The sequence below is a fragment of the Paenibacillus sp. D9 genome (assembly GCF_001188365.1).
GTDB lineage: Bacteria > Bacillota > Bacilli > Paenibacillales > Paenibacillaceae > Paenibacillus_O > Paenibacillus_O humicus.
In genome coordinates this window covers 477,405-489,401 of the sequence record NZ_JZEJ01000001.1, presented here as the reverse complement: position 1 = coordinate 489,401, position 11,997 = coordinate 477,405, and the positions used below count along the sequence as shown (strand labels likewise).

The following is an 11,997-nucleotide window of genomic DNA, read 5'->3' as shown; positions in this document are numbered from 1 at the left end:
CCCTTATGCCTCCCTTGTTCTTGGCCTCTTGGTATCTTCTAAATCGAACTTGACCGTTCTTATCGAGCGCTCCGCCGGATCCACGACCAGAATGCCTTCCAGCTCCGGCATCAGCAGGCTGAAAACCAGCAGCCGATCGCGCAGGCCGCTGCCCGTCCAATCCATAGGCTGGCGCTCGCGGCTGATCTTAACCGCGTACATAAGTCCATCACATTCCGCCACATAATCGATGTAGAGGCGGCTGTACAATTCCTGACCGTCCAATTCCACGGCGATAGGAACCTTGTGCTTGCCGGACAACACTTCATATCCCCGTGATTCCAGAAAGAGCACATGGGCATCGTCAGGTTCAAGCAGTTCTCCTCTTCCCAGCACAAGCCGCTTCATTCCTCGCGGCTGATGGAGCCAATTGTAGAAGGCGCGGTACCCCCAATAGACGATTAGCAGAGCTGCCGCAACCATGACGAACAGATCCACGATCTTCCCTCCTCCCGCAAGCGGCGGTGAGGGATGAATTCGATTTTTCTGCTGCATTTCCTTCATGGAGAGTGAGAATTATCCCCGAACATTTGTTTGTTGTTTCCAGAATACCAGAACATGCGTTTGTCTGTAAAGTGGGGCTGGAAGAAATTTATTTGCCCGTGCCGAATCTCTCCCCGGCTTCCCGGACGACTTGGCCGATCTGCTCGCCCGACCATCCGGCCGCTCCTGCAGCGTTTTTTTCCTCTCCGCCTAGCCGCTTCCAGCGCGCCAGAAACTCAATGTTGCCCTCGCCGCCGGTTATCGGCGAATACGTCAGGCCGACGAGAGCGAAGCCGGATGCGTCCGCAGCCTCAAGCACCGAATGCAGCACTTCCCTGTGCACGGCAGGCTCCCGGACGATGCCGGCTTTGCCGACCTTCTCGCGGCCGGCTTCGAACTGAGGCTTTATCAGCGCCACGACATCCGCTCCGGCAGCCAGCAGCTGCGACAGGGGAGGCAGGATGAGCTTAAGCGAAATGAAGGATACATCGATGGAAGCGAAATCCGGCCTGGCTCCCTGGATGTCCTCGGGAGTCATGAAACGGAAATTGACCCTTTCCATCACGGTCACTCTCGAGTCCTGGCGAAGCGACCAATCGAGCTGATTGTACCCGACGTCGATCGCATAGACGTGCCCGGCTCCATGCTGAAGCGCGCAGTCCGTGAACCCTCCTGTCGAAGCCCCGATATCGAGCATCGTGCGGCCGGCGAGATCAAGCCCGAATTCACGGATCGCCTTCTCCAGCTTCAGACCTCCGCGGCTGACGTAAGGATGGACGCTTCCCTTGACTTTGATATCGGATTCGCGGTCCACCTTCATCCCGCTCTTGTCCACGGGTTCGTTGTCCACCAGCACAAGGCCGGCCATCAGAGCCGCCTTCGCCTTTTCCCTGCTCGGGAAAAATCCCAGCTCCACGAGCAGCACATCGATTCGTTCTTTGGAAGACATCGCTTTCTCCTCTGCTTGTTATGATTATGGGCTCGCATTCGTTTCCCTGACCAAAAAAATGGCCTGCAGCGTGAGAACGCCGCAGGCCATTGCCGTCATAGCTGGTTCGTCGCCCGCTTGCGCTTCGGCTGCAGTCCCAAGACCTCGGCCGCCAGACGCTCCGGCGTCAACCCTACTTCCGCGCGCTGCTCCTCAATGGAAGCATGCTCAATGAATTCATCCGGTATGCCGATCAGCCGGACCTGGACGCCCGTGCGCCCGCTCAAGGCATAATGCTCCAGCACGGCGCTTCCAAGCCCTCCCTGGAGCGAGCCTTCCTCCATGACGAGAAGCGGAATGCCCTCATCCGCCAAGGAATCAAGCATGGCGTGATCCAGAGGCTTGATGAAGCGGGCATTGACCACGCGAAGGGAAAGACCTTCCCGCTTCAGAAGCTCGGCGGCTTTTTCCGCTGCCTGGACCATCGGTCCGACCGCGATGACCGCCGCCGACTCGCCTGCGCGGACCGTCTCCCAGGTGCCGATCGGAATCGGCGTCATGAAGGGATCCATCTCGACTCCCGTTCCGTTCACCCTCGGATAGCGGATCGCGATCGGGCCTTCGTTGTAATCGACGGCCGTTTTCATCATGTTGCGAAGCTCGTTCTCATCCTTGGGCATCATCAGCACCATGTTCGGAATATGGCGCAGGTAGGCGATATCGTACACGCCGTGATGCGTCTCGCCGTCTGGACCGACAAAGCCCGCCCTGTCGATGGCGAAAATGACATTCGCGTTCTGCCTGCAAATATCATGGACGACTTGGTCGTAGGCGCGCTGCAGGAAGGTGGAGTACACGGCATACACCGGCTTCATCCCTTCCATGGCCATCGCCGCCGACATCGTCGCCGCATGCTGCTCCGCAATGCCGACGTCGATCATCCTGCCGGGGAAGCGCGTCGCGAACTTCATCAGCCCGGATCCTGCCGGCATCGCCGGAGTGACCGCCACGATGCGCTCGTCGCGCTCGGCCAGCTCGATGAGCGCATCGCCGAACACCTCGGTATACATCGGCGGTCCGACCGCCTTGAGCATTTGGCCGGATTCGATCTTGTACGGAGAAGCCCCGTGCCATTTGAACGAATCGTTCTCGGCCGGCGTATAGCCTTTGCCCTTGACGGTAACGACATGCACGAGAACCGGTCCCTGCACGTTGCCCGCCTGCTGCAGCACATCCAGCAGCTGGCCCATGTCGTGGCCGTCGACCGGACCGAGATAATGGAATCCGAACTGCTCGAACAGGATGCCGCTCATCAGCAAATATTTGACGCTGTCCTTGAACCGCTCCGCCGTCTTCGCCAGCTTGCCGCCGATCGCGGGGACTTTCTGGAGAAGGGATTGCAGCTCTTCCTTCGCCTTCTGGTAATGCCGGTCCGTGCGGATCCGGCCGAGATACTGATGCATCGCTCCGACATTCGGGGCGATCGACATCTCGTTGTCATTCAGGATGACGATCAGGTTTTTCTTTTCGTGGCCGATATGGTTCATCGCTTCGAGCGCCATGCCGCCGGTAAGGGCGCCGTCGCCGATGACCGCGACGACCTTGTTGCTGCCGCCTTGCAGATCCCGCGCCAGCGCCATGCCCATTGCGGCCGAGAGGGAGGTGCTGCTGTGGCCTGCCTCCCATACGTCATGCTCGCTTTCGCTGCGCTTGATGAAGCCGCACAGCCCGCCCTGCTGGCGCAGGCTGTCGAAGCGGTCCATGCGGCCGGTCAGGATCTTGTGGACGTAAGACTGGTGTCCGACGTCGAACAGGAACTTGTCTTCCGGACTGTTGAACAAATAGTGGAGCGCAAGAGTCAATTCGACGACGCCAAGGTTGGGGGCCAGATGCCCGCCGGTCGCCGACAGCTTGCGGATAAGGAATTCGCGGATTTCGGCCGCGAGCTGATCCAGCTCCGGCAAGGCCAGCTTCTTGAGATCTTGAGGTCCGTTGAGGTTGTCGAGCAGCACGATAAGGTTCCTCGCTTTCCTGAGCGGGTATCGATCGCCGCTCCGTCAATACACATTATTCACCATTATATCATACAAAACGACACGAACCCAGCAAGGTCAGCGGTCCCGCTTCAACAGGTAGTCCGCCATTTCCAGCAGCCTTGCCGGCTTCGCCAGCCCGGCGCGGCCAAGAGCCTCCTTGGCGTCGCTTGTCAGCTGCTCCATCAAGCGGCGGCTTTCATCCATGCCGATCAGGAAAGGATACGTGACCTTGCCTGCGGCCGTGTCGCTGTTTGTTTTCTTACCCATTTTTTGCTCGTCGCCGATCAGGTCGAGAATATCGTCCTGGATCTGGAACGCGAGCCCGATGTTTCGACCGAACAGGCCCAGATGCTTCAAAGCCTCTTCGCCGGCGCCCCCGAGGCGCGCTCCGGCGAGAATGGAAAATACGATCAAATCGCTGGTTTTGTGCTCATGGATATATTCAAGCTCCTTAAGCGTCGTTACCCCTTGCTCGCCCTTCATATCGGCCGCCTGCCCGCCAACCATTCCTGCTGCGCCGGAGAGCCGCGCCAGATCGGCGGTTATGTCCAGCAGTACGCCCGGATCCGCTCCCTTGCTTCTGGCCTCTGCCGTCAAATAGAAAGCATGCGTGAGGAGGGCGTCGCCGGCCAGAATCGCCATGGCTTCGCCGTAGACCCGATGGTTGGTCGGCTTGCCGCGCCGAAAGTCGTCGTTGTCCATGGCCGGAAGATCGTCATGGATGAGCGAATACGTATGGATAAGCTCTACCGCGCATGCTACGGACAGCGCAGCCTCCTGGTCGCGCGCATCTCCGCGGGCCGCCTCCGAGGCAGCCAGCACGAGCACGGGACGAATCCGCTTGCCTCCGGCAGAGAGGGAGTAAGACATGGATTCGCGAAGCGTGCCCGGCACATCCCATGAAGGAGGCAGGCTGGCCGCAAGCGCTTCTTCCACCCGCAAGGCCGATGCCGACAAATACTCCTTGAACGTCGTCGTATCGATCACAGGACATCCTCCCGATCGTTCTGGGCAGCCGAGAAAGGCTGGGTCTGGAATTCGGACCCCGACTCCAGCAGCGTTTCAATCCGTTTCTCCACTTGCTCCAGCTTGCCTCCGCACAATTGGGACAGCTTCATCCCTTCCTGGAACAGGTCGATCGCCGTTTCCAGCGGAACGTCCCCGCCTTCTAGACGATCGACGATCGATTCCAGCTTCTCCATCGCTTCCTCGAAGCTCATGGCCGGTTCCTGATTTTCAGCCTTCATGCGGCTCACTCCTCCTCTATCGCCCATACATGGCACTGTGCTTTTCCGTCCTGAAGCTTCACCCGGACCATATCGCCCGGCGACAGCTCCTTGACGGAACGGATGATGCGGTTCTCGCTCTCGTCGAACACAAGGCCGTAACCCCGGGCCATGACCTTGAGCGGGCTGAGCGAGTCGAGCTGCCTGACGGCAGCTGCGGCCTGGCCGCGCTTGTCCTTGACGGCCATGCGCACCGCCTTCTCCAGCCTCGCCTTCGTCCGGCCCAGCTGCTTGGCGGCAGCGGCCGCCCTTCCGCTGGGATCATGCGCCTGCAGAACTTTGCGCAGCCGGAGCAGCCTGTCCCCGGCTTTGTCGGGCTGGCGGCGGATCTTCTCCTCCAGACGCTCCCTCAGCCGGTCGAGCCGCTGCGCCTGGTCGAGCAGATATCGGCGCGGATGGACGAAGTAGGGCGATCTCCTTGCCCGAAGCAGCCGCTCCTTGCGGCTGCCGACCGCGCTTCGGGCCGCTGCGGCGAGGCGCTGGTTCAGCCTTCCCAAATACTCCCCAATCTCCGCCATATTGGGCGCAGCCAGCTCTGCGGCGGCCGTCGGCGTAGCTGCGCGCTTGTCGGCTACGAAATCCGCAATGGTGAAATCGGTCTCATGTCCGACCGCTGAAATGACCGGGATGGCGGAGGCCGAAATCGCACGGGCTACGGACTCCTCGTTGAACGCCCATAATTCCTCGAGCGAGCCGCCGCCGCGGCCGACGATGAGGACATCCGCCTGTCCATGGCGATTGAAGGCCTCGATGCCCTTCACGATGGACGGGGCAGCGGCTTTCCCCTGCACAAGCGCCGGATAGACAAGAATCGCCGCGGCAGGATATCTGCGCCGCAGCGTAATGATCACGTCCCGGATCGCCGCTCCTGTAGGAGAAGTAACGACTCCGACGACAGCCGGATACCGGGGAAGCGCCCGCTTCCGTTCTTCGCGGAACAGGCCCTCCTCCTCCAGCCTTGCCTTCAGCTGCTCGAAGGCCAAGTACAGGCTTCCAAGTCCGTCCGGCTGCATGGAGGTTGCATAGAATTGATAATTGCCGTCTCGTTCGTACACGGAAATGTTGCCGCGGGCGATGACTTTGGCTCCCTCTTTGGGAATGAAGGGGAGCCGCTGGTTATGGCTGGCGAACATGATGCATTTGAGCCGGCTGTCCTTGTCCTTGAGCGTAAAATACATATGCCCGCTGGAGTGGTGGGTGAAGTTGGAAATTTCGCCGCGCAGCCAAACATCGCCAAGCAGCCTGTCGCCTTCCAGCTTCATCCGGATATACCGGTTCAGTTCTTTGATGGAATAAATCCGCGGTGTATCGGCCATCGGCTGGTCACACTCCCGCCGCTCGCCGAGCAGCCTTCAGCGTGTTGTGCATCAGCATGGCGATCGTCATCGGTCCTACGCCGCCAGGCACGGGAGTGACCGCCCCGGCCGCCGGAAGGCAAGCCTCGTAATCGACATCGCCAGCAAGCTTGCCGTTGTCGAGCCGGTTGACGCCGACGTCGATGACGACGGCTCCAGGCTTGATGCAGCCGGGCCCGATCGCCTTGGGCTTGCCGATGGCCACGACGAGAATATCCGCGGTGGACGCGATCGCCTCCAGATTCTCCGTTCGGGAATGGCAGACGGTCACGGTCGCATTCTCGCGGAGCAGCAGCATGGCGACCGGCTTGCCGACGATATTGCTGCGTCCGATTACGACGGCATGCTTGCCTGCGATCTCATGGCCGCTGCGCTTGATCAGCTCGATGATGCCTGCAGGCGTGCAGGGCAGCAGGCTTTCGTCGCCGATGACGAGATTGCCCGTGCTTTGCGGGCTGAAGCCGTCCACATCCTTCTCGACGCTGATCGCGTCGATGACCGCTTTCTCCGCTATATGCGGAGGAAGCGGCAGCTGGACCAGAATGCCATGGATCAACTCGTTCCGGTTGAGCTGGCCGACCAGCTCCAGAAGCTCTTCCTGGGTCGTCTGCCCAGGCAAGCGATGGACCTCGGAGTGGAAGCCCATTTCCGCGCAAGTCTTTTCCTTGCTGCCCACATACACGGCCGAAGCAGGATCGTCTCCGACGAGAATTACCGCCAGTCCCGGCACGATGCCGGAAGCCCTCAGCTTCTCCGCCTCCAGCTTCACTTCCGAACGAACTTCTCCCGCTATGCGCTTTCCGTCAATGACTTTTGCACTCACGCGCCGATCTCTCCCCTCGGTTGTTTGGCTCGTCAAGCCGTCATGCCTAGGCGGCCCGACCGTTCGCAAGCTTCCTTACTCGGTCTTCAGCTTGTCCAGCTCCGCAATCAGCCGTCCCAGCACGCCGTTGACGAACTTGCCGGACTCGTCCGTCCCGAAATGCTTGGACAGCTCGATCGCTTCGTTGACCGCCGCCTTGGGCGGAACGTCCGTCCGGAAAACGAGCTCGTAGCAGGCAAGCCTGAGCACCTGAAGATCGACGCGGGAAAGCCTCTCCACCTGCCAGCCGGTCAAATACTGCTGAAGCATGCCGTCGATGGCCGCCTTGCGCTCGATGACGCCTTGGATGAGCTCCTTCGCAAAACCGCCGGTCTCGCCTTCCTCCATCTTGTCCGCGCCGATTTCGTTTTCCTGGCGTGCCTCTTCAAGAAGCATGACGACGGCTTCCTCCGCCGTCACTTCGTTCATTTCCATCTGGTACAACCCTTGTACCGCTATTTGACGCGCTAACCTTCGTTTCATAATGCCTCCTGAGCAAGAAATGACTTTGTATGGAATCCCCCAAAAATACCTATGATCTCCTCCCTGCTCCGAAAAGCCCCGCTTGGAAGAGGCTTGCTGTCCGGAGTACGGAGGAGACCACAGTAATCAGCGATATCGCTGGAAACGTTCTCCCAGCCATTCGGCCAGGCGTCTCCACGGAAACAGCGGTTCCCCGCCGGTATCCTTGCGGTAGCCGGCTGTATATCCGGCCCACAGCAGCAGGGCGACGAACAGCATGTCCCAAAAACCGGATATCAAAAAGATAATGCCCAGGAACAGCGACGCGGCGACGCCGACAGCCCGTCCTCCGTATCGTTCCCACCATTCTCTCCACATGGTTGCCTGCCTCCTATTCTACGCGGCTCTTGAAAGAAGGAGACGAGATGACATTGGCGACGAAAACGGAGACGGCCGCAACCGGAATGCCCGTGATTTCCTCCACATGATCCTTGACCGCCCGCTGAATCTCCTCCGTCAGATGAGGTATCGACGTCTCGCCGTCCACGACCGCGCGCACCGCGATATCCAGGCCGGATTCCGCCGTCGTGATTCGGGCTTTGAGATCCTTGACGCCGCGCTGCCTTCCGGCTGCCTTGAGCACGAGATTCTCTACGGTCTCGATCGAGATCCGGATGTCGCCGAAGTCGTTGCGTTGATCGATGGACGAAGAGCTGCTTCCCTTGACGCGGATGGAGACGAAGAACAGCCGGAGGCCGATGAGCAGCAGGACGACGGATACGATGATGACAGCGATGTTCACGGACGTCCCGATCTTCATCCAATCGGCCAGAAAGCTCGAGGCGGAGTCCTTGCCGACTCCTCCAGTGCCGGTTGCGATCGCGAGCACGCACAAAATCAAGACGGCCAGGGAAAATAAAAACAGAAGAAGACGATCAACAATTCGGCTCAACCAGATGCTCCTCCTCATAAAGCGGAATAAACCCCCTTGCGCCGAGCGGCAGCCCAATCACAAGGGGGTGACGGTTCCTTATTTATTTGACTCTTAGGGCAGAGTCCTCTTCAACAGGGCTTTCGCCGGATTTGAAGTAGACGTCATGAATATGTACGTTTACTTCAACGACGATAAGTCCCGTCATCATCTCGATCGACTTTTTGACATTGCGCTGGATTTCGGCTGCGATCTCGGGAATCGGATTGCCGTATTCCACGATGATGGACACGTCGACAGCCGCTTCCTTGTGCCCGACCTCGACCTTGACGCCCTTGGACAAGTTCTTGCGTCCGAGCAGTTCGGCGATGCCGCCCGCAAGTCCGCCGCTCATGCCGGCCACGCCTTCGACCTCGATCGTCGCAAGGCCTGCGATGACCTCAATGACTTCCGGCGCGATCTGGATCGTGCCGATGTCCGTTTTCTCGTAATCCGCTGCCATGATGCTCATGTGCCTTGACGCACCTCCCGCTTGATGATAGGTGTCCTCCGGTCCGCAACCGGAGGCTCATCCGATTCATATTCCTATACTATAGCATTCCACGGGTTTTATGACAAACGGATTCAGGCATCCGCAGCTTCGTCGCCGTAGGGCTTGTTCACGTCGTAATCCTCGAGGAACTTGATGTCGAAGCTGCCGCCAAGGAAAATCGGATGCTCGAGAAGCTTCAGATGGAACGGAATCGTCGTTTTGATGCCTTCGATCGCGAATTCGGACAGCGCGCGCTTCATCCGGCTGACCGCTTCCTGGCGGGTCGGCGCCCAGACAATCAGCTTGGCGATCATGGAATCGTAATGCGGCGAGATCGTGTAGCCGGGATAGGCGGAGCTGTCGACGCGGACGCCGATGCCGCCAGGCGGCAGGTAAAAGCCGATCTTGCCGGGCGAAGGCATGAAGCCGCGCTCGGAATCCTCGGCGTTGATCCGGCATTCGATCGCCCAGCCGTCGATGCGGAGATCCTCTTGGCGGATCGACAGCGGATTGCCTTCCGACACGGAGATCATTTCCTTGATCAGGTCGACGCCCGTGATCATCTCGGTTACAGGATGCTCGACCTGAATCCTCGTGTTCATCTCCATGAAGTAGAACTGTCCGTCGGGACCGAGCAGGAATTCAAGCGTGCCGGCGCCGCAATACTCGACGGCGAGAGCCGCGCGCACGGCCGCCTGTCCCATCCGTTCCCGGAGCTCCGGGCTTAGAACCGGACAAGGCGCTTCCTCGACGAGCTTCTGGCGGCGGCGCTGCACGGAGCAGTCCCGCTCGAACAGATGGACGGCATTGCCGTGACGGTCGGCCATGATCTGGATTTCCACATGCTTCATGCCGGTGAGGTACTTCTCCAGGTAGACACCTGCGTTGCCGAAAGCCTTCTGGGCTTCCTGCTGGGCGGTCGTGATCTGCTGGATCAGCGTGTCCTCGTCCTCGGCGATCCGGATGCCCTTGCCTCCGCCCCCTGCCGTCGCCTTGATGATGACGGGGTATCCGATTCCTCTGGCGACGCGGATGGCGTCGTCCAGATCCTCGATCAGGCCGTCCGAACCGGGAATGATCGGCACGCGGGCATCCTTCATCGTCTGCTTCGCCATCGCCTTGTCGCCCATTCTCGTAATGGCGGAAGGCGAAGGGCCGATGAACGTGATGTTGCAGGATTCGCAGATCTCCGCGAAGTCCGCGTTCTCGGCAAGGAAGCCGTAGCCCGGATGGATGGCGTCGCACTCGGTCAGGGTCGCCACGCTCATGATGTTGGTCAGATTCAAGTAGCTGTCCTTGGACAGCGTCGGCCCGATGCAGTACGCTTCGTCGGCCAGGCGGACATGCAGCGATTCGCGGTCCGCCTCGGAATATACAGCCACGGTGGCGATGCCGAGTTCCCGGCACGCCCTGATGATCCGCACGGCGATCTCGCCGCGGTTGGCAATGAGGATCTTCTGGAATTTCAAAGCGATCTGTCTCCTTCCTCGGAACCTGTCATTACTCCGGACGGACGCGGAACAGCGGCTGGCCGTATTCCACCAGCTGGCCGTTCTCGACGAGAACCTCGACGATTTCGCCGCGCACTTCGGCTTCCAGCTCGTTCATCAGCTTCATCGCCTCCAGAATGCAGACGACGCTCTTGTCGCTGACCTTGCTGCCGACGGTCACATATGGAGGGTTGTCCGGGGAAGAGGAGGTGTAGAAAGTGCCTACCATCGGAGACACGATATTGTGGAGCTTCTCTCCTTCATTCGCAGAGCCCGCGGATGCGTCCGGCGCAGCCTGAACGGCTGCGGCAGCAGGCTGCGGCGTCATTTGCGGCTGGGTATATGTAGGAATTTGGGGCGCGCTTTGATAAACGACCGTTTCCGCTTTGCCGGGCTTGCGGATCAGCAGGCGGGTTCCTTCGTTCTCGATTTCAAGTTCCTGCACGGAAGTTTGGTCGATCAGTTTGATCAGTTCTTTGATTTCGCTAAGCTTGAACATGTAATTCACTCCTTAGGGCGGGTACGGGGATCGGAATAACCCCTGGCTCTAATTGCTTGCCGGACGGAACTGCGGGGCTGAGCCCTCCATGCGGCCATGACGTACTGTATTATAGCACAAGCCCTATTCGAACACGAGAGGTCAATCGCCGGGCATCGATGCTTCCCTGCCGCAAACAAAAAGAAGGCTTCCCGGAACGATCCGGAAAGCCTTCTTTCGCTCCGTCATGGGAGATACTTCACAAGCACGCTGCCCGCGCTGACATTCAGCGAAGTGCTAACTTTCGCAATGATGGAAGCAGCCTCGCTTCTTTGCAGCTTTTCGCTTTGGACTACGACCGTCACCGCTCCGTCGTTCTCGTCGATGACGACGTTTTTGAAGCTCGCTCCGAGATCCTTGCGAAGGCTCTCGATCTTGTCCTGGCGGCTCTCGAACTTGTCGAGCTCGGCCAGCGCCTTGGCGGAGCCGTCTGCCGTCTGGTTCGGATCGTTTACTTTTTTCATGATGCCGTCATACAGCTTGCTCACTTTATCCTGGCTTTTTTCGCTCAGCTCGGTGAACTGGCCGGCAGCCGATCCCGCTTCGAACTGCTGGAGCACCGCCTGGTCCTCGGGGCTGATGCCCGTTGCCGCAGAGGTTTCCTTCGCTCCGTCCTTCGCATCGGAGGCTTTCGTTTGTCCATCCGTTTTTTGACCTGCCGCATCCGTGCCTGCCTTGCTGCCGGAATCCTTGACGCCGTCCGCAGCCGCGCCTGCATCCGTTTTACCCGCAGGATCGGCGGCCTGAGCTTCATCTCCGGGAGTGACGACCATATCCTGCACTTCAACGCCTGCGGCGCCGGATACTTCCGTCGCGCCGGAAGACGCGCCTTGCGTTTGCGCCGTGTCCTTGAGCGCGCTCTGTCCCGAATTGTCGGTAAACAGATAGTAAGCGGAGAGAATGACCATCAGGCTGAGCATGGATACGAGCCATACCGTTTGACGTTTCGAATTCATTGTCTTTGACCTCCTTAAAATGGTTGACCATTGGGGCTGGATTCGGCTTCGGTTTCGGATTCTTTTGCTACGGCTTCTTTTGGCTTCGGCTTCGGCTCT

At 59.4% G+C, this 11,997-nt stretch carries 14 protein-coding genes; all 14 read right to left on the bottom strand.

The window, feature by feature from the left end; translation table 11 throughout:
- Window positions 1-3: 3 nt before the first annotated feature.
- Window positions 4-477 (bottom strand): hypothetical protein, encoded by a 474-nt coding sequence (locus tag VE23_RS02215; RefSeq protein ID WP_232312998.1) that lies wholly within the window; start codon window positions 475-477, stop codon window positions 4-6.
- A gap of 154 nt (window positions 478-631) precedes the next feature.
- A complete protein-coding gene (locus VE23_RS02210) occupies window positions 632-1,471 on the bottom strand; it encodes a TlyA family RNA methyltransferase (RefSeq protein WP_049867193.1) in 840 nt (279 codons plus the stop codon).
- A 95-nt stretch (window positions 1,472-1,566) separates the two neighbouring features.
- Window positions 1,567-3,462, bottom strand: a complete 1,896-nt coding sequence (gene dxs / locus VE23_RS02205; protein WP_049867192.1) for a 1-deoxy-D-xylulose-5-phosphate synthase — start codon at window positions 3,460-3,462, stop codon at window positions 1,567-1,569.
- Window positions 3,463-3,561: 99 nt separating this feature from the next.
- Complete coding sequence (locus tag VE23_RS02200; RefSeq protein WP_049867191.1) at window positions 3,562-4,473, bottom strand: polyprenyl synthetase family protein; 912 nt, start codon at window positions 4,471-4,473, stop codon at window positions 3,562-3,564.
- A complete protein-coding gene (gene xseB, locus VE23_RS02195) occupies window positions 4,470-4,733 on the bottom strand; it encodes an exodeoxyribonuclease VII small subunit (RefSeq protein ID WP_048746890.1) in 264 nt (87 codons plus the stop codon). Before xseB ends, VE23_RS02200 begins: the two co-directional genes overlap by 4 nt.
- Before the next feature lie 5 nt (window positions 4,734-4,738).
- A complete protein-coding gene (gene xseA, locus VE23_RS02190; protein WP_048746889.1) occupies window positions 4,739-6,088 on the bottom strand; it encodes an exodeoxyribonuclease VII large subunit in 1,350 nt (449 codons plus the stop codon).
- A gap of 7 nt (window positions 6,089-6,095) precedes the next feature.
- A complete protein-coding gene (gene folD, locus VE23_RS02185; protein ID WP_048746886.1) occupies window positions 6,096-6,950 on the bottom strand; it encodes a bifunctional methylenetetrahydrofolate dehydrogenase/methenyltetrahydrofolate cyclohydrolase FolD in 855 nt (284 codons plus the stop codon).
- Between the two features lie 75 nt (window positions 6,951-7,025).
- Window positions 7,026-7,472 (bottom strand): transcription antitermination factor NusB, encoded by a 447-nt coding sequence (nusB, locus tag VE23_RS02180; RefSeq protein ID WP_048746884.1) that lies wholly within the window; start codon window positions 7,470-7,472, stop codon window positions 7,026-7,028.
- A 126-nt stretch (window positions 7,473-7,598) separates the two neighbouring features.
- A complete protein-coding gene (locus tag VE23_RS02175) occupies window positions 7,599-7,829 on the bottom strand; it encodes a DUF2273 domain-containing protein (RefSeq protein ID WP_021880410.1) in 231 nt (76 codons plus the stop codon).
- 13 nt (window positions 7,830-7,842) lie between these two features.
- A complete protein-coding gene (amaP, locus tag VE23_RS02170) occupies window positions 7,843-8,403 on the bottom strand; it encodes an alkaline shock response membrane anchor protein AmaP (RefSeq protein ID WP_048746882.1) in 561 nt (186 codons plus the stop codon).
- Window positions 8,404-8,485: 82 nt separating this feature from the next.
- On the bottom strand, window positions 8,486-8,893 hold the full coding sequence (locus VE23_RS02165; RefSeq protein WP_021880408.1) for an Asp23/Gls24 family envelope stress response protein: 408 nt from the start codon (window positions 8,891-8,893) through the stop codon (window positions 8,486-8,488).
- 113 nt (window positions 8,894-9,006) lie between these two features.
- The gene (gene accC / locus VE23_RS02160) at window positions 9,007-10,383 is read right to left on the bottom strand and encodes an acetyl-CoA carboxylase biotin carboxylase subunit (RefSeq protein ID WP_048746879.1); all 1,377 of its coding nucleotides are present in this window, start codon (window positions 10,381-10,383) and stop codon (window positions 9,007-9,009) included.
- A gap of 31 nt (window positions 10,384-10,414) precedes the next feature.
- Window positions 10,415-10,903, bottom strand: coding sequence for an acetyl-CoA carboxylase biotin carboxyl carrier protein (accB, locus tag VE23_RS02155; RefSeq protein WP_048746877.1), 489 nt, complete (start codon window positions 10,901-10,903; stop codon window positions 10,415-10,417).
- Between the two features lie 224 nt (window positions 10,904-11,127).
- Window positions 11,128-11,898, bottom strand: coding sequence for a SpoIIIAH-like family protein (locus VE23_RS02150; RefSeq protein ID WP_049867190.1), 771 nt, complete (start codon window positions 11,896-11,898; stop codon window positions 11,128-11,130).
- Window positions 11,899-11,997 lie beyond the last annotated feature (99 nt).